General features: G+C 74.1%; 20 protein-coding genes and 1 pseudogene. 13 read left to right on the top strand and 8 right to left on the bottom strand.

The features are described from left to right. Nucleotides 1-101: 101 nt before the first annotated feature. From ACF1AG_RS16220 to ACF1AG_RS16205, 4 genes are all read right to left on the bottom strand, one after another. Complete coding sequence (locus ACF1AG_RS16220; protein WP_359606800.1) at nt 102-1772, bottom strand: alkaline phosphatase D family protein; 1671 nt, start codon at nt 1770-1772, stop codon at nt 102-104. Between the two features lie 212 nt (nt 1773-1984). After that, nucleotides 1985-2734, bottom strand: a complete 750-nt coding sequence (locus ACF1AG_RS16215) for a metallophosphoesterase (RefSeq protein WP_359606802.1) — start codon at nt 2732-2734, stop codon at nt 1985-1987. Next, nucleotides 2731-3015 carry a BON domain-containing protein gene (locus ACF1AG_RS16210; RefSeq protein WP_359606804.1) on the bottom strand — a complete coding sequence of 95 codons (285 nt, stop codon included), beginning with the start codon at nt 3013-3015 and terminating at the stop codon, nt 2731-2733. The genes ACF1AG_RS16215 and ACF1AG_RS16210 overlap by 4 nt, the downstream gene beginning before the upstream one ends. Further along, complete coding sequence (locus ACF1AG_RS16205; RefSeq protein ID WP_359606806.1) at nt 3012-3695, bottom strand: nucleotidyltransferase family protein; 684 nt, start codon at nt 3693-3695, stop codon at nt 3012-3014. Before ACF1AG_RS16205 ends, ACF1AG_RS16210 begins: the two co-directional genes overlap by 4 nt. Nucleotides 3696-4188: 493 nt before the next feature. On the opposite strand from ACF1AG_RS16205, the gene ACF1AG_RS16200 reads away from it, so the two are divergent. From ACF1AG_RS16200 to ACF1AG_RS16165, 8 genes and pseudogenes are all read left to right on the top strand, one after another. Beyond that, on the top strand, nt 4189-4755 hold the full coding sequence (locus ACF1AG_RS16200; protein WP_359606808.1) for a hypothetical protein: 567 nt from the start codon (nt 4189-4191) through the stop codon (nt 4753-4755). Nucleotides 4756-4773: 18 nt separating this feature from the next. After that, nucleotides 4774-9099, top strand: a complete 4326-nt coding sequence (locus ACF1AG_RS16195) for an HAD-IC family P-type ATPase (RefSeq protein WP_391809909.1) — start codon at nt 4774-4776, stop codon at nt 9097-9099. A gap of 271 nt (nt 9100-9370) precedes the next feature. Further along, the gene (locus ACF1AG_RS16190; RefSeq protein ID WP_359606812.1) at nt 9371-10444 is read left to right on the top strand and encodes a zinc-dependent alcohol dehydrogenase family protein; all 1074 of its coding nucleotides are present in this window, start codon (nt 9371-9373) and stop codon (nt 10442-10444) included. A 182-nt stretch (nt 10445-10626) separates the two neighbouring features. Continuing rightward, entirely contained in the window at nt 10627-11223 is a 597-nt protein-coding gene (locus ACF1AG_RS16185) for a hypothetical protein (protein ID WP_359605501.1), read from the top strand. A 60-nt stretch (nt 11224-11283) separates the two neighbouring features. After that, nucleotides 11284-11466 (top strand): annotated as a pseudogene (locus tag ACF1AG_RS16180) (SpoIIE family protein phosphatase); the annotation flags it as partial. A gap of 109 nt (nt 11467-11575) precedes the next feature. Next, a complete protein-coding gene (locus tag ACF1AG_RS16175; RefSeq protein WP_391809908.1) occupies nt 11576-13306 on the top strand; it encodes a SulP family inorganic anion transporter in 1731 nt (576 codons plus the stop codon). Then, the gene (locus tag ACF1AG_RS16170) at nt 13303-13731 is read left to right on the top strand and encodes an ATP-binding protein (RefSeq protein WP_359605504.1); all 429 of its coding nucleotides are present in this window, start codon (nt 13303-13305) and stop codon (nt 13729-13731) included. Before ACF1AG_RS16175 ends, ACF1AG_RS16170 begins: the two co-directional genes overlap by 4 nt. Nucleotides 13732-13882: 151 nt before the next feature. Next, nucleotides 13883-14233 (top strand): metalloregulator ArsR/SmtB family transcription factor, encoded by a 351-nt coding sequence (locus ACF1AG_RS16165; protein ID WP_359605506.1) that lies wholly within the window; start codon nt 13883-13885, stop codon nt 14231-14233. Between the two features lie 14 nt (nt 14234-14247). Here ACF1AG_RS16165 and ACF1AG_RS16160 read toward each other — a convergent pair whose 3' ends face one another. Further along, nucleotides 14248-14889, bottom strand: a complete 642-nt coding sequence (locus tag ACF1AG_RS16160) for a class I SAM-dependent methyltransferase (RefSeq protein WP_359605508.1) — start codon at nt 14887-14889, stop codon at nt 14248-14250. 119 nt (nt 14890-15008) lie between these two features. Between ACF1AG_RS16160 and ACF1AG_RS16155 the strand changes: the two genes are divergently transcribed. Continuing rightward, on the top strand, nt 15009-15461 hold the full coding sequence (locus ACF1AG_RS16155; RefSeq protein ID WP_359752898.1) for an NAD(P)H-dependent oxidoreductase: 453 nt from the start codon (nt 15009-15011) through the stop codon (nt 15459-15461). A 39-nt stretch (nt 15462-15500) separates the two neighbouring features. Here ACF1AG_RS16155 and ACF1AG_RS16150 read toward each other — a convergent pair whose 3' ends face one another. Beyond that, on the bottom strand, nt 15501-16580 hold the full coding sequence (locus tag ACF1AG_RS16150) for a YihY/virulence factor BrkB family protein (protein ID WP_391809907.1): 1080 nt from the start codon (nt 16578-16580) through the stop codon (nt 15501-15503). 119 nt (nt 16581-16699) lie between these two features. Here ACF1AG_RS16150 and ACF1AG_RS16145 point away from each other — a divergent pair, with 119 nt between their 5' ends. The 3 genes from ACF1AG_RS16145 to ACF1AG_RS16135 all read left to right on the top strand — a co-directional run bounded on the left by ACF1AG_RS16145 (nt 16700) and on the right by ACF1AG_RS16135 (nt 20551). Further along, nucleotides 16700-17335 (top strand): GNAT family N-acetyltransferase, encoded by a 636-nt coding sequence (locus ACF1AG_RS16145; RefSeq protein WP_359605512.1) that lies wholly within the window; start codon nt 16700-16702, stop codon nt 17333-17335. A gap of 188 nt (nt 17336-17523) precedes the next feature. Then, nucleotides 17524-18213: a lytic polysaccharide monooxygenase gene (locus ACF1AG_RS16140; RefSeq protein WP_359605514.1), complete on the top strand. Its 690-nt coding sequence runs from the start codon at nt 17524-17526 to the stop codon at nt 18211-18213. Nucleotides 18214-18496: 283 nt separating this feature from the next. Continuing rightward, a complete protein-coding gene (locus ACF1AG_RS16135; RefSeq protein WP_391809927.1) occupies nt 18497-20551 on the top strand; it encodes a DUF1996 domain-containing protein in 2055 nt (684 codons plus the stop codon). A gap of 70 nt (nt 20552-20621) precedes the next feature. On the opposite strand, the gene ACF1AG_RS16130 is transcribed toward ACF1AG_RS16135, so the two are convergent. Beyond that, entirely contained in the window at nt 20622-22868 is a 2247-nt protein-coding gene (locus ACF1AG_RS16130) for an MMPL family transporter (protein WP_391809906.1), read from the bottom strand. 265 nt (nt 22869-23133) lie between these two features. Here ACF1AG_RS16130 and ACF1AG_RS16125 point away from each other — a divergent pair, with 265 nt between their 5' ends. Then, the gene (locus tag ACF1AG_RS16125) at nt 23134-23322 is read left to right on the top strand and encodes a hypothetical protein (protein WP_359605518.1); all 189 of its coding nucleotides are present in this window, start codon (nt 23134-23136) and stop codon (nt 23320-23322) included. A 24-nt stretch (nt 23323-23346) separates the two neighbouring features. Here ACF1AG_RS16125 and ACF1AG_RS16120 read toward each other — a convergent pair whose 3' ends face one another. Further along, nucleotides 23347-25923 carry a SpoIIE family protein phosphatase gene (locus tag ACF1AG_RS16120; protein WP_359605520.1) on the bottom strand — a complete coding sequence of 859 codons (2577 nt, stop codon included), beginning with the start codon at nt 25921-25923 and terminating at the stop codon, nt 23347-23349. Between the last annotated feature and the right edge of the window lie 76 nt (nt 25924-25999).

Here is a 25999-nt window from a genome sequence, read left to right as displayed (position 1 = left end):
GCCCGATACATCCGACGGAATGTCAGGACACGCCGGAATTCGCACGTTCGATACGGCGACGGGCCCGTGTGCAGTACGCGGGCGGGACCGGACGGGTGACGTCACACGGGCGTCAGGCCGGGCGCGCCGGCCTCCGTGACGAACGAGGCCGCGGTGGAGACGGCCGCACCCGGGGTGGTCACGGCGGGCACGGTGCGGAAGTCGGCGCGGGCGTTCTCCCGGTTCAGCTCCACCCGCAGGTAGCCGCGCCGTCCGTCGTAGAAGCGCAGGTGCGGGTTGGCCCTCATGTAGGTGTCCCAGTTGGCCGGGCGCTGCGTCCCGTCGCGGCCGCTGGCGACGGAGGTGCAGGTCAACTCCGTGCCGACGGTGGCGGAGGCGGGGTCGTCGAAGTCGTCCTTGACGTCGAAGGCGTACGCCACGTGCACGTCGCCGGTGAGCACCAGCCAGTTGTCGACGCCGGCCTGCTTCGCCCCGGCGGTGAGCCGGCCGCGGCTCGCGCGGTATCCGTCCCAGGCGTCCATGGACAGTTTCGCCTCGGTACCGAGGTCCAGCCGGCGCTGCGAGAAGCACACCTGCTGGGGCATCACGTTCCACAGCGCGGTGGAGGACGCCCACCCGTCGAGCAGCCAGCGCTCCTGGGCGTCCCCGGTGAGGGTTCGTTCCGGGTCGTCCGACTCCGGCCCCGGCACGTGCGGGTTGTCGTCGTAGGCCTGGTCGGAGCGGTACTGGCGGGTGTCGAGGACGTCGAACTGGGCGAGGGTGCCCCAGTGCAGCCTGCGGTACAGCCGGGCGTCAGGCCCGTCGGGGAGCTGTCCCGCGCGCAGCGGCTGGTTCTCCCAGTAGGCGCGGTAGGCGGCGGCCCGACGCGCCAGGAACAGTGCCGGGTCGCTGCCGTTCTCGTCCTGATCGGCCGCGTAGTTGTTCTCCGTCTCGTGGTCGTCCCAGGTGACGACGAACGGGTGCGCGGCGTGCGCGGCCCGCAGGTCCGGGTCGCTCTTGTAGAGCGCGTACCTCATCCGGTAGTCCGCGAGAGTCGTGGTCTCCCTGTTGAACACGGACGGCAGCACCCGGTCCGTGTAGTTCCGGGCGCCGCCCGCGGAGTTGACGGCGTACTCGTAGAGGTAGTCGCCGAGGTGGAACACCACGTCGACGTCCTCCCGCGCCAGATGCCGGTGCGCGGTGTAGTAGCCGTCGTGGTACGCCTGGCAGGCGACCGCGGCCAGTCGCAGCCGCGTGACGTCGTCGCCGGCGGCGGGCGCGGTGCGGGTACGTCCGGCAGGGCTGATCCAGGCGCCGGTGCGGAAGCGGTAGTGGTAGGTCGTCGCCGGGTCGAGACCCCGTACGTCGACGCGGACGCTGTGCGCGTACTCGGGACGGGCGACGGCGGTGCCGGTGCGTACGACCAGGGCGAAGGACTCGTCGAGCGCGACCTCCCAGGCCACCTCCACCTGCTGCTGCCCCAATCCGCCGTCCGGTGTGAAGGGCGCCGGGGCGAGCCGGGTCCAGATCAGCACCGAGTCCGGCAGCGGGTCGCCGGAGGCGACCCCCAGCGTGAACGGTTCCTCGGTGATGCGGGCCGCCCGGAGCCGGGGCGCGGCGAACGCCCCGCGCGCGGGGAGGCCGCTCGAGAAGGCGAGGGCGGCGGCCGCGGCGCCGACGGTCAGGAAGCGACGGCGTGACACATGGCGGGCGGCGGTGCGCAGTTCGGCGTCGTGCGAGGTGGGGGCGAGCGCGGAGGCAGGTCGTCGTCCGGTGCGGCCCGGCAGCGCCATGCGGTGTCCTCTCGTACGGGGCGGGGGTGGACGGCAGCCGCAGGCAGGCAGGGCCGCGGACACGAAGATCTGCATGCTAAGCAGACAAAATGCTCGTCGGACGCGTGTCGGAGGCGTGCCGTGCGAGGCGTTCACACCACAGGCGGTACGGGGGGAGGGGCGCACACGAAAGCGCCGCCGGAAGTACCGACGGCGCTTCGGGAACCGGGGACTCAGACGGCGTCCGCGCCCACCCGCTCGCGCAACGGCAGGTGGTACACGTGGAAGGCACGTCCGATGACCGGCTGGGCGACGTTGCGCACCTTGACGCCGCCGGTGGTCATGCCGTGCTCGCTGCCGGCGTGCGCGTGCCCGTGCACGGCGAGATCGGCGCCGGCCGTGTCGATCGCCTCGGCCAGCAGATAGCTCCCCAGGAAGGGATAGATCTCCGGCGGCTCGCCTGCCAGCGTCTCCGGCACGGGGGAGTAGTGGGTCAGGGCGATCCGCACGTCGCAGTCCTCCTGCGCCAGCCGCTCCAGCGCGGTCCGCAGACCGTCGGCGCAACGACGGGAGACCCGCACGAACTCCTTCATCACCGGCTCCCCGAACTCCCCGGCGCTCGCCCCGACGAACCCGCCCCCGAAGCCCTTCGTGCCGGCCACTCCGACCCGGGCGTCCCCGATCGTCAGGACCGTCGCCTCGCCCTCCAGGACGTGCGCGCCCGCGTCCCGCAGCAGCTGGGACACCTCGTCCTGGCGGTCGTCGTGGTGGTCGTGGTTGCCCAGCACGGCGACCACCGGCACCCCGAGGCCGCGGATCTCGTCGGCGACCACCCGCGCCTCGTCCGTCGTGCCGTGCCGGGTGAGGTCCCCGGCCAGCAGCAGCACGTCGGCGCAGTCGGGCAGGGTGTCGAAGGCGGGGCGCAGCACACCCCGGGTGTCGGGCCCCATGTGGATGTCCCCGACGGCGGCGATCCGGATCATGACAGCTCCTCCGCGTGGTCGGGGGACGAGGACTCGCTCACGACGATGTCGCAGTGCACGTCGAGCCCGCCGAGTTCCTCGCGCACCACCTCGAGCACGTCGTCCCGGCAGCGGGCCGACGGCACGGTCCCGGTGACGAGGACGGCCCCGCCGCGGACCTCGGCGTGCACCCCGAGCTCGCCCAGCTCCCCGGAGGCGAGACGGTCCTGGAAGTGGGCGACGCGGTACTCGGGACCCGCGGGCGGGGCGGCGCTCGCCGGACCGGCGTCGTGGGTGTTCATGGGGATTCCCTTCCACGGACGGGTCGGATGACGTTCAGGCGTTCCAGCAGGAAGAAGAAAGCGGCGGGCATGGGCGCGTCGCCGCAGTCGCGGCGCACCTGCTCCCAGTCGACCTTCTCGCGCAGGGCACGGGCGATGGGCAGCACGGCGCCGAAGTCGCAGTGATGCTCGGAGAACGCGGCGATCAGACCGGTCAGCAGGTCGGTCGGCGCGAGGACCGGCATCCGCACCGACTCCACGGGGAGCTCCTCCGCGCGGCGGAGCATCTCTTCCGAGACCGGGCGGTGCGCCAGCTCGAAGATGACGTCGACGTCCTGACCGAAGCAGGTCGCCTTGATCAGCCAGTCCTCGGGCGGGCTGTAGACGGTCAGCCCGGCGTCCCGCAGCGTGGCGGCGACCGGGCCCGCGTCCTCCGGGCGGACGCAGAAGTCCACGTCGTGCTGGAGGTTGCCGCTGCCGCCGTGGGCGTGCACAGCGACGCTGCCCGCCAGCGCGAACAGATGCCCGCCCCGCTTCAGGACCGCGCCCACCTGCTTGGCCGCCTCCAGGATGGCCTGGTTGCGGTCGCGCGGCAGGTCCGCCTCGTCCGCGGGCACGGGCGGCGGCACCTCCCCGGGTCCCTCGGAGGCCAGACGCAGCTCAGGCGCCACCCGGACGGCGTCCTCCCGGTTACCCGGCATGACCACTCCTCCCGCTCCACCGACCACGCCGTTCCTGGTACCCGACACCCCCACTTCGACACGACCCCCAGGGGAGACGCACCCCGCAGGGGCGCGGGGAACGGCGCGCCCAGCCCTCACCGCCCGCCGCCCGTCGGTGAATCGGCCCCCGGCGCTCACCCGCCGCAGGGGTGCGGGGGACTGCGCGCCTAGCCCTCACGGGCCCGCCGCCCGCCGCCCGTCGGTGAATCGGCTCCCGGCGCTCACCCGCCGTTGGGGTGCGGGGAACTGCGCGCCCAGCCCTCACGGGCCCGGCACCCGCCGACGAAACCGCCCCCGCGACGTACCCCCCGCGTCGTACCCCCCGCGCCCCAAAAACGCCGTAGGCACCCCGCCCCCCACCCGCTTTCGGCGGTACCCAAGCGGCGCCCGCCGTCACCCCGCCCGACGATGAACCCGAGGGTTCACAAAGGACGCGGACACCCGTGTCCGCCATCCGGTGCTGGAGGTCCACATGGAGCAGGAAACGCCGCGCGCCCCGGAGCTTCCGCAACCTCTGAGGGCCGTCGCCTCGCAGCTGAGCCGCCTGCCGGGCGCCGGTCACGTCGGCCGGGTGGCCGGCACCGCCCTCGACACCCTCGGCGCCGTGTCGCCCCGCGGCCGCCGCATCGCCGTCTACACCGGCGCGGGCGTCCTCGGCGTCGCCGGCCTCGTGGAGTGGCCCGTCGCCCTCACCGGCGCGGCGGTCGCCTGGCTGACCAGGCCGCGGGACGAACGAGAGAGCGCCGACGGCACGCGGCGAACCCCCGCCGAGGACGAGGCATGGGCCGCCGCGACCCGCGAGGGCGTGGTCCCGCCGGCCGGCGGCAGCACCACCGCGGACCGGCGTGCGGCCCGCGACACCGGCCCCGGCGACCGCCTCACCCCCACCCGCCACAGCCCCGCCCCGCGCGTCCAGCCCGCCAAGGTGGGCGACGAAGGCACCGCGTCCGCCCTGAAGAAGGTGGCCGCGGCGACCGGCCACGACGACGGCGCCGGCCGACCGGGACCCACCCGGACCGCCGGCCGGCGCAACGACTGAGCCGGGCAGGGACCCCGCATGCTCGCACTGCTCGACGTCGCCCCCCTCGCCGGCGCCCTGGCGGGTGCCGCCGCCGAGGCGGCCCGCGGCACCGTCCACGGCGTGACGTCCGTCCACGACACGACCCGGCGGCTGACGCACGTCGCCCGCAACGCCCTCAACACCGACCCCCACTGGCGGGCCGGCCACCGCGTGCACCTCGCGCTGCGCCACCCCGACGCGACCGTCGCGCCCCTCGCCCGCAAGGTCGCCGCCGAACTGCTGGAACACCCCGATGTCGTGGCCGCGTACTGGGACGAAGGGCTGGCCCGGCTCGTGGTGACGGCCGTGACCGACGCGGCCGGCGACCGCGTGGCCGAGCGGGCCGTCGCCGCCGCCGAGCGTATCGGCCTCACCGAGGACGCCGGCCCCGAGCCGGAGCTGGACACCACGCACCCCGGCGACCCGCGCGAGGTACGGGTCGCCGCCGCCGCGCTGCTGCTGGACGCCGCCGGTGTCGCCGGCGCCCTCGCCGGCCGGTCGCTGCGGCTGCCGCGCAGCCCCAAGGCGGTCACCGCCCTGGTCACCCTGCTCCGCGAGAACCCCCGCTTCCGCGCCCGGCTGCGCGAGCGGTTCGGCGGCAGCGGAATGGAACTGCTGCTCGCCGCCGCCAACGCCGCCGCGCACAGCGCCGCCCAGTCACCGGTGTCGCTGCTGCTCGACGCCTTGCTGCGCACCGGTCAGCTCACGGAGGCGGCCGCCCGCGCCGCCGCCTTCGAGACGCTCCACGACGACGTCTGCCGTGAACGGCGCACCAGCGTCCCGCCCACCCCCGGCGTCCGCCCGCCGCTGCGCGTGACCCCGGCGCAGGCGTACGCGGCGAACGCCGGCACCGGCAGCGTGGCCGGGGCCGCCGCCACCCTCCTCGTCACGCACGACGCCGGCGAGGCCGCCGAGGCCGTCCTCGCCGGCTCCCCGAAGGCCGCACGCTACGGCCCCGCCGCCTTCAACTCCGTACTGGGCACCGAACTCGCCCGCACCGGCGTGCTGGTGCGCGGCGGTGACCGGCTGCGCCAGCTGGAGATCGCCGACTCGCTCGTCCTCCACGCCGACGCGCTCCGCAGCCTCCCGGCCACCGAGGACGAGGAGCCCGCGCCCTACCACGACCCCGTGCACCCGTGGGCGGAGGCGGTGCTCGACGCGGCCCGCCGGGCCGGGCTGCACGTCGTCGTCACCGGCGGTTCCGAGCTGAAGGACATCACCCGCCTCGCCGACGAGGTCGCGCCCGCCGACCTGCCGTTCGGCGACGCCGTCCGCGCCCTCCAGCAGGACGGGCACATCGTCGTCAGCGTGGCCCGGGTCCCCGCCGACGGGGACCGGGACATCGCGGGCGGACTGCCCGCGGGGGACGTGGCGATCGCCCTCACCGACGGCCGTTCGGCGGTCCCGTGGGGCGCGGACGCCCTCGCCCCCGGCGGACTCGCGGACGTCTGGCGGCTGCTCACCGCCATTCCGGCGGCCCGCCGCGTAGGGCGCCGCTCACAGACCCTGGCCCGCGCGGGCGCCGCCCTCTCCGGGCTGATGGTGGCCCGCGGCGGCACCCCCGGTGGCCGCGTGTGGCAACGGCTCACCCGCCACGCCCCGGTGAACGTCGCCGCGGCCGGCGCCCTCCTCACCGGCTGGACCGAAGCCGTCCGCGTGGCCCGCGCCGCCCCGCCCGAACCCCGGCTGCACGTCCCCTGGCACGCCCTCGAACCGCACGAGGCGCACACCCTTCTGCGGCACGCCCGCACCGAGGCCGAGCCGGTCGGTCTCGCCCTCCTCGGCGCCCGCGTACGGCAGGGAACCGCCCGCCTGGCCGGGACCGGCGCCGCCGCGCCCGCCCGCTGGACCTGGGAGGCGGCCGGCGCCGTCCGCCGCGAACTGGACGACCCGCTCACCCCCGTGCTCGCCACCGGAGCGGTCGCCTCGGCACTGCTCGGCTCGCTGGTGGACGCGCTGCTCGTGGTCGGCGCGATGGACCTCAACGCGGTCGCGGGCGGGCTCCAGCGGCTGCGCGCCGAACGGGCCCTGGCCCGGCTCGCCGCCCGCCAGCAGCCCCGCGCGCGCCGCCACCTCACCGACCACCGCACGGTCACCGTCGACGCCGCCCGCCTGCGGCCGGGCGACCACATCGACCTCGCCGCCGGCGACGTCGTACCGGCGGACGCGCGGCTGCTGCGCACCGACGGGCTGGAGGTCGACGAGTCGTCACTCACCGGTGAGTCGCTGCCCGTGGCCAAGGACGTCGACGCGACGCCGGGCGCGCCGGTGGCACGGCGGACCTGCATGGTCTTCGAGGGCACCACCGTCGTGGCGGGACGGGCCGAGGCGCTGGTGGTGGACACCGGCGACCACACCGAGGCGGGCCGGGCCGTCGCCCTCGCCTCCCGCACCCCGCCGCCCGCCGGTGTGCAGGCCCGGCTGCAGGAGCTGACCCGCAAGGCGCTGCCCGTCACCCTCACCGGCGGCGCGCTGGTGACCGGCCTGTCCCTGCTGCGCGGCAGCCCGCTGCGGCGCGCCGTCAGCGGCGGGGTCGCCGTCGCCGTCGCCGCCGTACCGGAGGGACTGCCCCTGGTCGCGACCGTCGCGCAGATGGCCGCCGCCCGCCGCCTGTCCCGCCGGGGCGTGCTGGTCCGCACCCCGCGCACCCTGGAGGCGCTCGGGCGGGTCGACACCATGTGCTTCGACAAGACCGGCACCCTCACCGAGAACCGCCTGCGCCTGGTGCGGGTCGCCACCGCCGACGGCGCGCTCCTGGCCCCCGACGACGAACGGGCCGTACCGGTCGTACGGACGGCCGCGCGCGCCTGCCCCCAGGAGGAGACCGCCGAAGGGCGCAAGGTCGCGCACGCCACCGACGAGGCCGTGCTGGACGCCGCGCCGCCCGACGAGGACTGGACCGCGGACGGGGAACTGGCCTTCGAGGCGAGCCGCGGATACGCGGCGGCCGTCGGCCGGGACGGCGAGGACGGCGCGTACCTCGTCGTGAAGGGTGCCCCCGAGACGGTGCTGCCCGCCTGCGCGGACCTGCCCGAGGAGGCGGCCGGCGCCGCCCACACCCTCGCCGGTCAGGGACTGCGCGTCCTCGCCGTCGCCCGGCGCCGGTACGAGGGATCCGGCCCGGAGACGGAGGTGCAGGCCGGCCTCTCAGAGCTGGAGCTCGTCGGGTTCGTCGCCCTCGCCGACGTGCCCCGCGACACCTCGCGCGAACTCCTCACCTCTCTGCGGAAGTCGGGCATCCTGCCCGTCATGCTCACCGGCGACCACCCGGAGACCGCCCGCGCGATCGCCCTGCAACTGGGCTGGCCCGAGGAGACGCAGGTGGTCACCGGGGACGACCTCGTCGCCATGGGCCGCACCGAACGCGTTCGCGCCCTGCACGGCGCCGGGGTCGTCGCGCGTGTCGCGCCGGAGCAGAAGCTGCACGTCGTCGAGGCCCTCCAACAGGCCGGGCGGGTGGTCGCGATGGCCGGCGACGGCGCCAACGACGCCGCCGCCATCCGCGCCGCCGACGTGGGCGTCGGCATCGAGGCCCGCGGCTCCGCCGCCGCGCGCAACGCCGCCGACATCGTCCTCACCGGCGGCGACCTGTCCGTCCTGGTCGACGCCTTCGCCGAGGGCAGGGCGCTGTGGCGCAGCGTGGCCGACGCGGTGAGCATCCTCATCGGCGGCAACGCCGGCGAGGTCGGCTTCAGCGTGCTCGGCACCCTGCTCGCCGGCTCCTCGCCGCTGTCCACCCGCCAGCTGCTGCTGGTCAACCTGCTCACCGACATGTTCCCGGCCATGGCGGTGGCGGTGACGCCGAGCAACGACCCGTCCACCGCGGCGCACGCCGAGACCGGCCCGTTGAGCCTGGACGTGCTCGGCACGCCGCTGCTGCGCTCCATCAGACGGCGCGGCGTCACCACCTGCCTGGGCGCGGTCGCGGCCTACCTGTTCGGCCGTTTCACCCCCGGCACCGAGCGCCGCTCCACCACCATGGCACTGTGCGGGGTGGTCGGCGCGCAGCTGGTGCAGACCCTCTCCGGCCGCCGCCACAGCACCCTGGTGTGGGTGACCGCGCTGGGCTCGGCCGCGGTCCTCGCCGCGCTGGTGCAGACGCCCGGTGTCAGCCACTTCTTCGGCTGCGTCCCCCTCGGCCCGGTCGCCTGGACGGGCGTCGCCCTCGCCATCACCCTCTCCGCCCTGGCCCCCCACCTGGAACGCCTCGCCGCGGTCCGCCACCTCTACGCCCTTGCCACCCGCCTCACCCGACACCTGACGGACTCCGCACGCCACACCCGTCACGCCCTCCACACAGGCATCGCCCGCCCGGTCGCCTGAGACGGAGATCCACGCCCCGCGTGCCACCTCGGCCTCCGCCACGCCGGAAGCGCGACGTGGTGCGCCGCCCCGGCCCCAGGAAGCACAGGCCTGTGGGCCCGGCCGCCCGCCGTCCCTCCTCGGCGGGGAGATGCCCGTGTCGGCAGAACGGGCGAACCGTGCACACACTGGAAGTGCAGGGCGGTTCCGGACACCCCGGCTCCGCCGACGCAGGCGGGTGTGTGCGCCCGGCGCCGAGGCCCGCCGCTCAGCGAGAAGGGTGAGGATCGGCATGAAGGGTTACGTCTTCCACGGCCCCGGGCAGTCCGCCTGGGAGGAGGTACCCGATCCGGAGATCCGGGAGCCCGGCGACGTCATCGTCCGCGTCGACGCCGTCACCATCTGCGGGACGGACCTGCACATCCTCAAGGGCGACGTGCCCGCGGTGCGCCCCGGGACCGTCCTCGGACACGAGGCGGTCGGCGAGGTGGTCGAGGCCGGCGCCGACGTCCGTACCGTACGGCCCGGCGACCGGGTCCTGGTCTCCTGCATCACCGCGTGCGGACGCTGCCGCTTCTGCCGTGAGGGCATGTACGGGCAGTGCCGGGGCGGTGGGGGCTGGATGCTCGGGCACCTCGTCGACGGCACGCAGGCCGAGTACGTACGGGTGCCGTTCGCCGACCTGTCGGTGTACCCGCTGCCCGGCGCCGTCGCCAACGAGGACGCGGTGCTGCTGGCGGACATCTTCCCCACCGCCTACGAGGTGGGGGTGCTCAACGGGCGCGTGCGGCCCGGGGACACCGTCGTCGTGGTCGGCGCCGGGCCCGTCGGGCTGGCCGCGATCGCCACGGCCCGGCTGTTCGGCCCCGAGCGTGTCGTGGCGGTGGACCTCGCGGCGTCGCGGCTCCAGGCGGCGAAGGAGTTCGGCGCCGACGCGGTGGCCGACGCGGGCGAGGGACCCGAACAGCTGGTCGAGGACCTCACCGGGGAGCTCGGCGCGGACGTGGTGATCGAGGCGGTCGGCGTCCCGGAGACCTTCGAGCTGTGCACCCGGGTGGTGCGCCCAGGCGGGCACGTCGCCAACGTCGGCGTGCACGGCGCGCCCGCCACGCTGCACCTCGAGGACCTCTGGACCAAGAACGTCACCATCACCACCGGTCTCGTCGACACGCACTCCACGCCCACCCTGCTGCGGATGGCCGCGGCCGGCCGGCTGCCCACCCGTCGTCTGGTCTCCCACACCTTCCCCCTGGACCAGATGCAGGAGGCGTACGACGTGTTCGCCAACGCCGCCGAGACGGGCGCGCTCAAGGTCGTCCTCGGCGTCCCGCAGCACGAGGTGGTCCCGGTGCATCCGACGGTCTGACCGCGCGGCAGGGCGGCGGGACGGCCGAGTCCCGCCGCCCTGCCGGGCCGGTCCGGGGGTGCCGGGAGGATCCGCCGGACCGTATCCGTGGAAAAGGCCCGTTCCGCCCGTGCGGACCGGGCGAGAACGGGCCACCCTGGAGGGGTGGCGCGGTCGGCACCCGCGTGAGGAGGTGACCTCCCATGGCGACGACGCATGGCGCGAGGCCCAAGGTGCCCTGGTGGCGATGGCGGAACAACCCGCTGTGCCGCCGCAGCGATGTCACCGAGGCCTGGCTCCTGATCGCCACGGCCGTCCTCGCCCTGGTCCTCTCGGGGTTCGCCGGGATCGCGGCGGCGGGCGCGGTCGACGCGTCCCTCGACGACCGTCGCGAACGCACCCGCCCGGTCCCGGCCGTGCTGGTCGAGAACGCGCGCGACGCCGCGCCCGCGCCCGTGTCCGAGAACGGCGACGGCGGCATCTGGGCCGAAGTGCGCTGGACCACCCCCGACGGCACCCGTCACACCGGACGGGCCGAGGTACCCGCGGACGGCAAGAAGGGTGACGAGGTCACCGTCCACAACGACCGGGACGGCCGGCTCGTGTCCGCGCCCCCCGAGGGAGCCGAGGCGCACTTCCAGACCGCCATGGCCGGCATCACCGTGGCCTTCGTGACCGGGGGGACGGTGCTGCTGGGCGGATGGATCGCCCGCGCCCGGCTGCGGCTGCGCCGCCTGGACCTCTGGGAGGCCGAGTGGCGGCAGGTCGAGCCGGCGTGGCGCAAACGCATGACCGGCTGAGCCTTCCGCACGCATCCGCGCATCCGCTTATGCGCATCCGCACGCCCGCGCATCCGCACACCCGCGCCGGCCCGCCCCGGCATGCCCGCACGGCTCCTGCCCGACGACAACAACGGCCCCGCCCTCGGGCTGCTGCCCGGCGCCCAACGGCCGCGGATGCAGGTGGAGCTGGGCGCCGGGTGGAGTCCGAAGCTCTACACCGACGGCCTGATCGAGGGCCGCGTCGACGACAGCGGGGACCGCGCACCTGCACACGCTCCTGCGTGACCTCGTGATCTGCTGAATTGCAAAAATTCGCAAGTCACTACATGCTTGGCTCGTCATGTCGTCCTGAACGAGAAGCAGAGGGGCCGTGTCCGTACCGCTGTCACCGGCCGGGTTCCGGTCCCGGATCACCTCCTTGCTTCCCACCCGCGCCGACCTCGCCCAGGCCCGCCGCCACCCCCGCCGGGATCTGCTGGCCGGACTGACCGTCGCCGTCGTCGCCCTGCCGCTCGCCCTCGGCTTCGGCGTGTCCTCCGGCCTCGGAGCGGAGGCGGGACTGGCCACCGCCGTGGTCGCCGGCGCCCTCGCGGCCGTGTTCGGCGGCTCCAACCTCCAGGTCTCCGGACCCACCGGCGCGATGACCGTGGTCCTGGTGCCGATCGTCGCCGATCACGGACCCGCGGGCGTCCTCACCGTCGGACTGATGGCCGGAGTCATCCTCGTCGGACTGGCCCTGCTGCGGGCCGGCGGCAGCATGCGCTACGTGCCCGCGCCCGTCGTGGAAGGCTTCACCCTCGGCATCGCCTGCGTGATCGGACTACAGCAGATACCCAACGCCCTCGGCGTGGCCCAACCCGACGGCGAACGCGTCCTGGAGGTCGCCTGGCACGCGGCCGGGGACTTCGCCCGCGCCCCGCAGTGGGCCGCCCCCGCGCTGGCAGCCGCCGTCGCCGCCGTGATGCTGGCCGGCGCCCGCTGGAAGCCCACCGTCCCCTTCTCCGTCCTCGCGGTGATCGCGGCCACGGTCGTCGTCGAGACCGCCGGACTCGACGACGTACGGCCCATCGGCGACCTGCCGGCCGGACTGCCCGCACCCTCCCTGTCGTTCCTGGACCCCGGCGCCCTCGGGGGTCTGCTCGCCCCCGCCCTCGCGGTCGCTGCCCTCGCCGCGCTGGAGTCGCTGCTGTCCGCCTCCGTCGCCGACGGCATGACCGTGGGACAGCGGCACGACCCCGACCGGGAGCTGTTCGGTCAGGGCCTCGCCAACATCGCCGCCCCGCTGTTCGGGGGCGTCCCCGCCACCGGCGCGATCGCCCGCACCGCCGTCAACGTCCGCACCGGCGCCACCTCGCGGACCTCCGCCCTCACCCACGCCGCCGTGCTCGCCGCGATCGTCTTCGCCGCCGCCCCGCTCGTGTCGCGGATCCCGCTGGCCGCCCTCGCCGGGGTGCTGCTCGCGACCGCCGTGCGCATGGTCGAGGTCGGCTCGCTGCGGGCGATGACCCGGGCCACCCGCTCCGACGCGGTGATCCTCGTCCTCACCGCCGTCGCCACGCTCGTCCTCGACCTCGTACAGGCGGTGATCATCGGTCTGGTCGTCGCCGGCGTGCTCGCCCTGCGCGCGGTCGCCCGGCAGGCCCGGCTGGCCCCGCTGCCGCTCGACCGCGGCGACCACACCGACGAGGAGCACGAGCTGCTCGCCCAGCACATCGTCGCCTACCGCATCGACGGCCCGCTGTTCTTCGCCGCCGCCCACCGCTTCCTGCTGGAGCTGACCGAGCCGGCCGAGGTCCGCGTGGTCATCCTGCGGATGTCCCACGTCAGCGTCGTCGACGCCACCGGGGCACTGGTCCTCAAGGACGCGGTGACCAAGCTGCGGCGGCGCGGCATCGTCGTCATGGTCTCCGGCGTACGTGCCGGCCACCGCCGCGCCCTCGACTCCGTCGGCGTCCTCGACCTGCTGCGCCACGAGGGCCGGGAGTACGCCACCACCCCCGAGGCGATCAGGGCGGCCCGCGCCCGCCTGGAGCGCGACGGGGTGCTGAGCGCGGCCGGCCCCCCGGGCGAGGAGCCCGTGCCCACCGGAGACGCGCCATGAGGTCCGTCACCGCGCCGGCCGCGCTGCCGCACCGGCACGTGCTCACCGTGCCCACCGGGCCCGGTGCCGTGCGCGTCGCCCGCGAGACCGCCGAGCAGGCCCTCGCCGAGTGGGGCGTCGACGAGCGCCACCCGGCGGTCGGGCCGGCCCTGCTGATCCTCGGCGAACTCGTCGCCAACACCGTCCGGCACGCGGCCGACGTCTCCCCGCGGACCACGGTGTTCTACGCGGCAGGCCCGGACTGCCTGGTGCTGGCCGTGCACGACAGCCACCCCCACCGCCCTGACCTCACCGGACCGTACGCGACCGGTCCCGGCGGGCTGGCCACGGTCCTGGAGCTCACCCACGCCCTGGGCGGCACCGCGGTCGTCCGCGGCGACAAGGACGGCCCGGGGAAGAGCGTCCTGATCACGCTCCCGCTGTGAACCGGCCCAGGACGGCCGGGGCGGGGCGCACACCTGACGAGTTGCTAATGTCGGAAACCGTCGAGGCCGATGGCGACGCATGGACGAGGCGAGGGACCGGGGACCGGGTGAACGGGCCGTACCACTGCCGGGCCGGAAAGGGGACGGCACGATGACCACGCCGCTGTACCAGCTGAAGGCCGAGTTCTTCAAGACACTGGGCCACCCGGCACGCATCCGGGTGCTGGAGCTGCTCAGCGAACGCGAGCACTCGGTGGGGGAGATGCTCCCCCACGTGGGCATCGAGCCCGCGCACCTCTCGCAGCAGCTGGCGGTGCTGCGCCGGGCGAACCTGGTCGTCGGCCGCAAAGAGGGCTCGACCGTCCACTACTCGCTGACCGACCCCCATGTGGCGGAGCTGCTGCGGGTCGCGCGCACCATCCTGTCCGGCGTCCTCGCCGGGCAGGCCGAACTCCTCGCGGACCTCCAGGCGACCCAGGGGGAGACCCGGCCCGTGCCGTGACGGCGCGGGCGGCGTCAGGCGCCGCCGCGACGGCAGTGCAGGAACAGATGCGGCTCCGGGCGTGCCTCCGGATGGCTCGGGGTGAACATCGTGCTCTCCTCCCACTCCACCGTCAGACCCGCCTCCCGCACCATGCCGATGACGTCCTGCGCGGCGAAGCTGGTGACCCGCACCGGCTGACCCATGAACGCCCCGTCGAACTCCTCCACGTCCAGCGGCACCGTGGCCAGCACCAGCAGACCGCCCGGCCCGAGCGCGGCCGTCAGCCGGCGCACCAGCCCCTTCTGCTCGGCCCGGGTCATCTGGAGAAGCGAGAAGTACACGCAGACGGCGTCGTACGAGCCCTCCGGGAGCGGCATGCGCAGGATGTCGTCGCAGCGGAACTCGGCCTCGGGGACCTGCCGGGAGGCGATCTCCACCATCACCGGCGACACGTCGACGCCCAGCACCTTGTGCCCCGCGCCGGCCAGCGTGGCGGCGGTGGGCCGTCCGGTGCCGCTGCCCACGTCCAGCACGGTGCTGCCGGGGGAGAGCCGTTCGAGCAGCCAGGTGAGCGACGCCCGGTGCGCCGCGGAGGACGCGAACGCCTTCTCGTAGTCGCTGCCCAGCGCGTCGAACACCGCCGCCGCCGGGGATCCGTGCACCTCTTCGCCCACGATCCACCTCGCTTCCCTCGCCGATGCCGGGCATCGTGCCACTCGCCTGCCCGCGTCACAACGGCACCTCGCCGGACCCGGCTTGCGGACGCGGTGCCCGGCACGGCAGGGTCGTGGACGTGCCGACCCTGCTGATCGTCCACCACACGCCCTCGCCGAACTGCCAGGCGATGTTCGAAGCCGTCGTCTCCGGCGCCACCGCCCCGGAGATCGAGGGCGTCCGGGTGGTGCGCCGCGCCGCGCTGTCCGCGACCGCGAACGACGTCCTGGAGGCCGACGGCTACCTGCTCGGCACCCCCGCCAACCTCGGCTACATGTCAGGCGCCCTCAAGCACTTCTTCGACCAGGTCTACTACCCCTGCCTGGACAGCACGAAGGGCCGCCCGTTCGGGTACTACGTGCACGGCGGCAACGACGTCACCGGCGCCGTGCGCGGCATCGAGTCGGTCACCACCGGCCTCGGCTGGCGTCGCGCCGCCGAGACGGTGACCGTCACGGGGGAACCCGACAAGGCGGCCCTGGGGCGCTGCTGGGAGCTGGGCGCAACGATCGCGGCGGGGCTGGCGGACTGATGCCCGCCGGGCCCCGCCGCAGGCCTGGACCTCTCGAGGTCAGGCGCCGTCCATCTTCTCCCGGTCCTGGTCGTCCCAGGCGCGGGTGTCGCGCGGCTGCGTGTACGGCTCCTCCTCCGGGGGGTGACCGCCGGCGATGGCCCGCTGCCGGGCGATCTCCGCGTCGAACTCCAGGCCCAGCAGGATCGCCAGATTGGTGATCCACAGCCAGATCAGGAAGATGATGACACCGGCCATCGTGCCGTACGTCTTGTTGTACGAACCGAAGTTGGCGACGTAGAGCGCGAACCCGGCGGAGGCGAGCAGCCAGATCAGCAGCGCCAGGAAACTGCCCGGTGTGACCCAGCGGAACCCCTTCACCTTGGCGTTCGGGGCGGCCCAGTACAGCAGCGCGATCATGATCGTGACCAGCAGGACCAGCACCGGCCACTTGGCGATCGACCACACCGTGAGGGCCGTGTCGCCCAACCCCAGCAGATCGCCCGCCTGCCGGGCCAGCCCGCCGGTGAAGACGACGATCAACGCGCTGATCGCGGCCATCACGAGCAGGGCGACCGTCACGCCCACCCGGACCGGCAGCACCTTCCAGACCGGGCGGCCCTCGGGCATGTCGTACACCGCGTTCGCCGAGCGCATGAACGCGGCCACGTAGCCCGACGCCGACCAGACGGCCACCAGCAGGCTGATGACCGCCACCAGCGATCCGACGCCCGCGTTGCCCTGCAACTGCTCGATCGCCCGCGTGATGATGTCCCGCGCCGCGCCGGGGGCGGTGAGCTCCTGGACGTTCTCCAGCACCTTGTCCGTCGTCGACCTGCCGGTGAGGCCGAGGATCGACACCAGGGCCAGCAGCGCCGGGAACAGCGCCAGCACGCCGTAGTACGTCAGGGCCGCGGCCCGGTCGGTGAGTTCGTCGTCCTTGAACTCGCGCACACTGCCTTTGAGCGCGCTTTTCCAGGCGCCCTTGGGCAGCTTCGTCGGGGTGTCCGGCGCCGCCCGTTCCACCGCGTCGCTCGGGCCCGGCTCCTCGGCCTGCCCGGCCTTCCGAGGGGACGCGGACTCGTCCCGCGCGTCCTGGTGTGCCGGCCGGTCGCCCCGGCCCGGGATATGCAGCTTCATGGCGACCGGGTGCCCCGGGTCCGCCATGTCACGCCCGGGCGCACGGGTGACGCGGCCGGGTGCGAAGCCGTACGCAAAGGACTTGTGGGAGCGCTCCCATGCGATGCAGGATGCCTGCCATGACCGAGTCTCCCGCCGTCCGCCCGTACCGCCCCGAGGATCACGAGGCACTCGACGACATCTGCGTCCGCACCGCGCACAACGGCCAGGACAGCCGCCCCCATTACGAAGACCCCTCCGTCTTCACCGCCGCGTTCGCCGCCCCGTACGTCCATCTGGAGCCGGCGCTGGCCTTCGTGCTGGACGACGGGCGGGGGAACGCCGTCGGCTACGTCGTCGGCGCCGCCGACACGGCCCGGTTCGCCGAGCGGTTCCGCACCGAGTGGCTCCCGCTGGTCGCCGAACGCCATCCCGCCCCGGCCGGACCGCCGGCCACCCCGGACGAGACGATCGCCTGGCTGCTGCACCATCCCGAGCGGATGGTCGTGCCGGAGCTGGCCGCCTGGCCCGCCCATCTGCACATCGACCTGTTGCCCGAGTGGCAGGGCCGGGGGTACGGGCGAAGGCTGATGCGCACCCTTCTGGCGGCGCTGGCGGAGCGCGATGTCCCGGCCGTGCACCTGACGATGACGGTCGCCAACAAGCCCGCCCGCGCCTTCTACGACAGGGTGGGCTTCGAGGAGATCGAGGGCGTGCCGATGGACGACTCGGTCGTCTGCCTCGGCCGCACGACGGGGGGTTCCGACCGGCTCTGACGGGCGGGCGGCGCGCGCTCGCCGTCGAAAGTGTCGAACGCGCCACCGGGTGGCGGAAGTGGCGAGAACGAAGGGTTGCCCGTCCCGCCGCCGGGGCGCAGATTGACCCTGGGAGCGCTCCCATCCGAGCGGGTGCGGCGGGTCGGGCGCGTCCGCACCCCACAACCCCCACGACGGAAGAGGAACCCATGAGTTGGCATGCGCATGATCTATTACCGCGCCAGCTGCCGCGATCCCGGTCCCGGCTCGCGCTCGTCCTGAGCACCGTGGTCGCCGCGCTGCTCTGTCTGGTGCCCTGGAGCGGAACGGCCCACGCCCACGGCTCGGTGGTGGACCCCGCGTCCCGCAACTACGGCTGCTGGCTGCGGTGGGGGAGCGACTTCCAGAACCCGGCGATGGCCCAGCAGGACCCGATGTGCTGGCAGGCCTGGCAGGACAACACCAACGCCATGTGGAACTGGAACGGCCTCTACCGTGACGGCTCGGGCGGCAACTTCCGCGCGGTCGTCCCCGACGGCACGCTCTGCAGCGGCGGCAACACCGAGAACGGCCGCTACCGCTCCATGGACACGCCCGGCGCCTGGAGGACCACGAACGTCGGCAGCAGTTTCACCGTCAACCTGTACGACCAGGCCAGCCACGGCGCGGACTACTTCCTGGTCTACGTCACCAAGCAGGGCTTCGACCCCACGACGCAGCGGCTGCGCTGGGACGACCTCCAGTTGCTGACCCGCACCGGCTCCTACGCCCCGGGCAACAACTACGCGATCCCGGTGAACACGTCCGGCCTGAGCGGCCACCACGTCGTCTACACGATCTGGCAGGCCTCGCACTCGGACCAGACGTACTTCCTGTGCAGCGACGTGAACTTCACCTGACCAGGCAGGACGTGACGTCCTGAGCCGTTCGACCCTCGCCGGACGCACCCCGTCCGGCGGGGCTCACGTGTCCCAAGCGGCCTGCGATCGCTGAGATTTCCCGAAGAAGTCGTGAGCCGGTTGAACACGGTGCGGTCCGCCTGCGTATGGGGCGTGGGAATCGAATGCCCGTCCCCCGTGACAGAAGCGTAGGAGTACTGCCTTGGCACGCAACACACGCAGACGCCCCAAACAGCGCGCGACGCTCGCCGCTTTCGCCTTGATCCTGGGCGGCGGCGGCATGATGGCGGCCAACGTCTACGCTTCCGCGACGGACGGCGGAGCGTCGGACGCGCAGGTGCTGTCCGGCGCCGCCACCATCGACTGCCCCGATGTGGCCACCCAGCTCACCGAGGTGCCCGACCAGGCCCGGGCGGAGGTGGACAAGGAACTCGCCAACCTGGACGCCCAGATCGCCGAGGCCTACAAGCGGCTCGGCGAGTCGGGCGACGCACTCCGCCAGGACCCCGGCTTCGCCGAGAACGCCATCGCCGGACCGCTGAAGGACAAGCGCGCCGCCGTGCTGGCCCGTATCGGGGCCGCCATCGAGAAGGCCGGCGCCGAGCGGCCGCAGGGCCTCGACGACCTCGCCGCCTGCGCGGTGCGCGACTCGGGCAACGCCCCCGCCCCTGAGGAGGGCGGCGACGGCGGCGAGCAGGCCGGTGACGGCCAGGACCAGCAGAACGGCGACGGCCGGCAGGACGGCGGCGAGCAGCCGGGCGGCGAGGGCGAGCAGGGCGGCCAGGACCAGGGCGGCCAGGACGGCGGCCAGGACCAGGGCGGCGGCAACGGCGGTCAGGCCGGGAACGGCCCGGTGCCCGGCGACTACGTCTCCATCGAGAGCGTCCAGCCCGAAGCCGACACCCCGCAGCCGTCGGGCGACGCCTCCACCGGCACCTTCACCAGCGAGTGCGGCGTCAACGAGAACGGCCTGTTCAACTCGGACAACGTCATCGCCGCGCCCGGCGTGAGCAACGGCGCCCACCACTTCCACGACTACATCGGCAACCAGGCCACCAACGCCTTCGTCAGCGACGAGGAGCTGACCCGGGCGCAGACCAGCTGTGAGGACCAGCGCGACAAGTCGTCCTACTACTGGCCGGTGCTGCGCCTGCAGAACGGCACCGAGGAGCGCGACGCCCAGTCCCCGGGCGGCGGCATCGAGGGCAACGTCGGTGAGATCGTCACCCCGAAGGACGTCACGCTGACCTTCGTCGGCAACCCGAAGGCCAAGGTCACGGCCATGCCCCGGCTGCTGCGCATCATCACCGGCGACGCCAAGTCCTTCGTCAACGGCCCGGCCAACGCCAACGCCTCCTGGAGCTGCACCGGGTTCGAGGACCGGCAGCTGAAGGACAAGTACCCGCTGTGCCCCGAGGGCAGCGACGTGGTCCGCTCGTTCGCCTTCCAGAGCTGCTGGGACGGCCGGAACATCGACAGCGCCAACCACCGTACGCACATGGCGTTCACGGACGCCGAGGGCAACTGCCCGTCCGGCTTCCAGCCGATCCCGCAGCTCGTCCAGCGCATCGTGTACGACGTCGACGCGCCGAGCCTCGAGGACGGCGGCAGGACGGTACCGCTGTTCGCGGTGGACTCCTTCCCCGAGCAGCTGCACAAGCCGATCACCGACCACGGCGACTTCATCAACGTCTTCGAGGAAGACCTGATGAACGAGATGGTCGCGTGCATCAACGAGGGCCGCACCTGCGGCGCCGGCGCCGGCGGAGGTGACAACGACGGTGGCGACGACGGCAACGGCGGCGACGACGGCAACGCCGGTGGTGACAACGGCGGCGGTGACAACGGCAACGGCAACGGCGGCGGTGACGACGGCGGCGGTGACGACGGCGCCGAGCAGCCCACCGCCACGCCCGACGACCCGGGCCAGGGCAACGACGGCGGCCAGGACGGCGGCAACCAGGGCGGCGGCAAGGACGACGGCGACCAGGGCAACCAGGACGGTGGCCAGGAGCCGCCCGCGGCGACCGAGAAGCCCGCGGACGACAAGGCCACGGCCCAGCCCGACGTGAAGGTCTCCGGCCCGGCCGACGCCGGCGGCAAGGACGACGCCCAGGGCGGCGCGGACAAGGGCAAGGGCGGCGACGACGGCGGCGGCCAGGCGGCCCAGGCCGCCCAGGTGCCCGGCAGCCTCCTTGAGCTGGAGGACAACACCCAGGCCCAGGGCGCCGGCGGCAGCCTCGCCGAGACCGGCGCCCAGATGTGGCCGGCCGCCATCGGCGGAGTGCTGGTGATCTTCGGCTTCTTCGTGCTGCGGAGCGTGCGGCGCAACGCTTGACGGTCACACCACAGCAGGACGGGCGGCAGGCACCTTCGGGGGCCTGCCGCCCAGGCGTGTCCGGACTCCTTCAGCGGCCCGCCGTGGCGCCCGTTCCCGCGCCCGCGCCCTCCGCATCGATGTGCGGGAGCAGCCGGTCCAGCCGGTGCGGCGTCCACCAGGCGTACCGGCCGAGCAGTGTCATCACCGCCGGCACCAGCAGCAGCCGCACCACCGTCGCGTCGATGAGGACGCTGACCGCCAGGCCGAGGCCCAGCATCTTCACCACCACGTTGTCGCTGACCACGAACGCCGCGAACACGCTCACCATGATCAGCGCGGCACAGGTGATGACCCGCGCTGTGATCTCCAGGGCGTGCGCCACCGAGGCGCGCGCGTCCCGGGTGCGCCGCCACGCCTCGTGGACGCGGGACAGCAGGAAGATCTCGTAGTCCATGCTGAGGCCGAAGACGATGGCGAACATCATCATCGGCACGTAGCTCTCGATCGGCACCGTGCCCGACACCCCCAGCGCCGGACCGCCCCAGCCCCACTGGAACACCGCGACGACCACGCCGTACGAGGCCGTGATGGACAGGACGTTGAGCACGGCCGCCTTCACGGCGACGAGCAGGCCGCGGAACACCGCGAGGATGATCAGGAACGCCAGGGCGACCACCACGGCGATGATCCACGGCAGCCGCTCGGCGACCAGGTCGCGGAAGTCGACCTGCGCGGCCGTCGTCCCGGTGACGTACGTCGAGGCGTCCGTGCCGCGCACCGCCTCCGGCAGCGTGTCGTCCACCAGGCGGTTGACCAGGTCGGTGGTGGTGGCGCTCTGCGGGCTCGCCGTCGAGTACACCGTGCCCACCAGCACGTCGCCGTCCTGCGTGGGCGTCAGCGGCGTGACCACGGCCGCCCCCTCGACGCCCTCCAGCGTCTGCTGCGCCTGCGAGGCGAGGGAGGAGCGCTGCGACTGGGACACCGAGGACTGGTCGACGACCACGGTGAGCGGACCGTTGGAGCCCGGCCCGAACGCGTCGGTCATCAGGTCGTAGGCGCGCCGGTCGGTGAACGACGTGGGGTCGGCGCCGTCGCCGATGTGTCCGAGCTGGATGGAGAACACCGGGATCGCCAGCACCGAGATCACGGCGACGCCCGACACCAGGAACGTCCACGGCCGGCGCGCCACCCGCTGCGCGTACCGGTGCCAGGTGCCGTGCGGCTCGACCCCGGGTTCGGTCTCCGCCACGGGCTTCCGCACCCGCCAGCGGTCGATCAGGCCGCCGGCCAGTCCCAGCAGCGCCGGCACCAGGGTGAGCGCGCCGAGGACGGCGGAGACCACCGTGACGGCGGCGGCCAGTCCCAGCTTGGCGATGAACGAGACGCCGGAGGCGGACAGTCCGGCCAGCGCGACGATCACCGTGCAGCCGGACACCAGCACCGCCCGGCCGCTGGTGGAGGTGGCATGCCCGGCTGCCCGGACCGGGTCCGTGCCGTTCATCAGGTCCTGCCGGTGACGCGTGATCAGGAACAGCGCGTAGTCGATGCCGACGCCCAGACCGATCATCGTGGCGAGCGTGGGGGAGACGGTGGCGAAGGTGGTGGCCGCCGCCAGCAGCCCGAGCACGGCCAGCCCGGTGACCACAGCGATCAGCGCGGTCAGCAGCGGCATCACGGCGGCGACCACGCTGCCGAACCCGATGAGCAGCACCACGACGGCGACCCCGAAGCCGATCAGCTCGCTGATCCGGTCGTCGGCCGCGGGCCGGGCCAGCTCACCCAGCGGACCCCCGTACTCGACCTGCGCGCCCGCCTCGCGCAACGGCCGCACGGCGTCGTCCACCCCGCTCAGATAGCCGTCGCCGAGGGTGGAGGGCTGCACGTCGAAGCGCACCGTGATGTAAGCGGTCCTGGCGTCGGACGACAGCGGCCCGACGTCCGGCTGCGTGGAGCCGGACGACCCTTGGGCGGTCAGCGGGTTCTGCGCGGACAGGACGTGCGGCAGCTTCTCCAGACTCGAGACGGTGGAGGAGATCTGCGGGCCGAGGGCGGTCAGCTCCTGCCGGCCGTCGTGGAGGACGATCTGGCTGCTGTAGCCGCCGGCCTGCGGGTCGTGCCGCTGGAGGACCTCGATGCCCTTCTGCGACTGCGAGTCGGAGAGCGTGAAGTTGTCCGAGTAGGCGCCGGCGACGGCCCGGCTGACGACCTGCAGCACCACCAGGGCGACCAGCCAGGCGACGATCACCGTCACGAAGTGGCGCGCGCACCACTCGCCCAGCCGGCGCAGCACACCCGCCCGGGGGACGGGGCCCGCCCCACCGCGTGTCGACGGCATCGACGTGCTCTCCTCCGCCCGGCCGGGCGGATCCCGGCGCCTGCAGCCCATTAGAGGGCGGGGCGGTCACCCCGGCATCCCCGCGCGGGTGCGCGGGGGTGCGCGGGGGAGTGGGCTCACCTGCCCGGAGGGTCAGGACGTTCGCCGCCGTGTCGCGGACCGTGCACAGCCCCGTCCGTTACGCCGCCCGTGTGTGACACTTGATCGCACGAGGCCGCGGCGCTGTCCGAGGGGGGAGCGCCGGCCGCCGGGGAGGGGAAGCGCCGTGAGCCGGGAGAGCGTTCGCACACACGAGGGCGACGACGTGGCCGCCCGGGCCCGCCACGCCCGTTTCGGGAGCCTGCCGGAGCCCGTCCGGGTGGAGGATCTGGTCGAGGAGAAGCCGGCCGTCGCACCGGACCCGGCCCGCTTCGCCTACAACCCCGACGAATGGCTCGTCCGGTACTGCGCCTGAGCGCGTCCGCCCGCCTCGCGGGCGTCAGTCGGCGCCGGCCGCGTCGTACGCCGTGAGCAGCAGCGCCACGTCGTCCGGCCGGTCCTCCGCGCGGCGGGCCGCGCCGAGCATCCGGTCGGCCAGCTCCTCCACGGAGTCGGTCCGGGAGGCGGCCAGGCACGTGCGGACCGTCTCGATGCCGATCGCGATGTCGCTGCCGGGCACCTCGATCAGCCCGTCCGTGTAGAGCGCCAGGACGCTGCCGGGCTCCAGGGTGAGCTCGGTGACCGGGTAGTCGGCGCCCGGCTGCACCCCGAGCAGCACGCCGCCCGGCAGCTCCAAGGGCTCCGCGCTCCCGTCGGGGTGCCGCAGCAGTGGCGGCGGGTGGCCCGCCCGCACGGCGAGGGCGCGCCCGGTCGCCGGGTCCAGCTCGATGTAGCAGCAAGTGGCGAAGACGTCCGTCTCCAGCTCGGCGAGCAGCTGGTTGGTGTGCGTGATGACCTCCTGCGGCGGCCGCCCGCTCGCGGCGAACGCGTGCACCGCGCTGCGCAGCTGCCCCATCACGGCCGCCGCGCCCACGCTGTGCCCCTCCACGTCCCCGATGACCAGCGCCACCCCCCGCCCCGTCCGGATCACGTCGTACCAGTCGCCTCCGATGTCCATGCCCTTGGTGCCGGGGAGATAGCGGGCGGTGATCCGCAGCCGGTCGACGGGCGGCAGCCGGTGCGGCAGCAGCCCTTCCTGGAGCCCGCGCGCCACGGCCGACTCGGCGTCGTACAACCGCGCGCGCTCCATCGCCTGCGCCGCGAGCCCGGCCAGCGCGGTCAGCGCGCTGCGCTCCTCGGCGGTGAAGCGGTGCGCGGTGTTCCAGCCGAGGATGCAGGAGCCGATGGCGTGGCCGGAGGCGATCAGCGGCAGGAACGCCCAGGACGTCATGGGGTCGAGCGCCAGTCTCGGGTAGGCGCCGACCAGTTCCTCCGGCGACTCGAAGAACAGCGGCAGGCGCGCGGTCAGCGCGTGCACCCCTGGCAGGTCCGCCTCCAGCGGCACCCCCTCGAACGGGTCGAGGAAGTGCTGCGGATACCCGTCCTCCCACAGCAGGTACATCCGCCCGTCGCGCACCGTGTACAGGGCGACCTCCTGCGCCCCGAACGCCGGCAGCAGCTGCTCGGACACGGCCCGGCACACGTCCCGCACGGTGACGGACTCGGTGAGCACGCTGGCCATCTGCACCACGTGGTACAGCGCCCCCGCGCGGGCGGTGGTGACCAGCCCGGTCGGCGGCACCGCCGGATCGGCGGACGGCGTCACCGGCCGCCCCGGCTCCGCGCCCGCCGGGGCGGCCGTGCGGAAGACCCGGCCGGTCAGGCCGTGCACACCCGGGTAGAGCACGAAGCCCAGCCACACACCGTCCGGGTCGCGCACCAGGTACGACACCGGCTCCTGCGTCAGCATCGCCGCACGGTAGCGGTCCTCGTACGCCGGGTCGCGCAGCCAGGTCAGCACCCGCCAGGGGTGGTGGCCGAGCAGCAGCTCCAGGTCGCAGCCGAGCAGGTCCTGGCAGCGGCGGTTGGCGTAGATGACCCTGCCGTCCTGGTCCAGGGAGAACAGCCCGTCGGGCAGCCGCTCGGCCGCCTCCGCCGCGGTGACGCCGCCCGCCACGTCGACCAGCGCGCCCACCAGCAGCCGGTCGGAGGCTCCCGCCCGGACCACGTGCCCCCACAGCTCCACCGGCCGGTAGCGGACCGCGTCGCCGTCGTCCCGCGACTCGTCCAGCACCCGGAAGTGGCGGCCCCGCACCTGCCCCGTCTCCTCCGCGTCCCGCCGGGCCGCCCGCAGTTCGTACAGGTCGTCCGGTGACACCCGCTGCTCGACCGCGTCCAGGGTGCCGCCGAACTCCTCCCGGGACACGCCCAGCAGTTCCAGCGCGTCGTCGTCCCCCGTCCAGTGGCCGCTGGCCAGGTCCCACTCGACCATCCCGACCGCGACCGCCTCGGCGCGCGGCGTCGGCAGCCGCACGCTGACCGGCTGGTCGTCGTACTCGATGCCGTACGCCACCGCGTCCGCGTCCGTGCGGCCGGGCAGACCGCGAGCGTACTCGGCGAGGCGCTCCTCCATCTCCCGCCCGGCCCGGCGCAGGCCCTCCCGCACCTCCTTCTCACCGGCCGGGTCCCGGGACGAGGAGTGCAGCACCGCGAGGACTCCCACCGTCTCCCCGCCGACCCGCACCGGCTGGTACGCGTGTGCGAACGAGTATGGCAGGGCCGCCGTGAACTGCGGGAAGCGCAGCATCGTGGCCCGGTCGTCGGGCAGGTACTGCGTCTCGCCGCTGCGGAAGGCCTCGCACATCGGCAGCGCGCCGCTCACCGGGACCCGCCACCACGGCTTCAGCAGCGAGCGGGGCACGCCGGACATCACGCACAGCACCAGCGACCGGCGGTCCCGCGACCGCAGGTACACCGCCCCGCCGTACCCTCCCGAGTCCCGTACGGCCGCCACCACGGGGTCCGCGAGCGCGTCCTCGATACGGGCCTCGCCGCGCGCGGACCGGCTCTCCTCCGCGTCGGGTACGGACAGGCCCGCCGGCCGCTTCCCGCGCGGTGCGGCGGCTGCACCACCCATGTGACGCCCTCCCGGTGCGCACGGAACGGGACGTTCGTCCGCTCCCCACCAGCATGTGCCATGCGCGCCCGTACGG

Origin of the sequence: Streptomyces sp. NPDC014764 (assembly GCF_043082785.1) — a bacterium.
GTDB lineage: Bacteria > Actinomycetota > Actinomycetes > Streptomycetales > Streptomycetaceae > Streptomyces > Streptomyces althioticus.
Note: the sequence above shows the minus strand (reverse complement) of the source record. Positions and strands in the feature narration are given on the sequence as shown.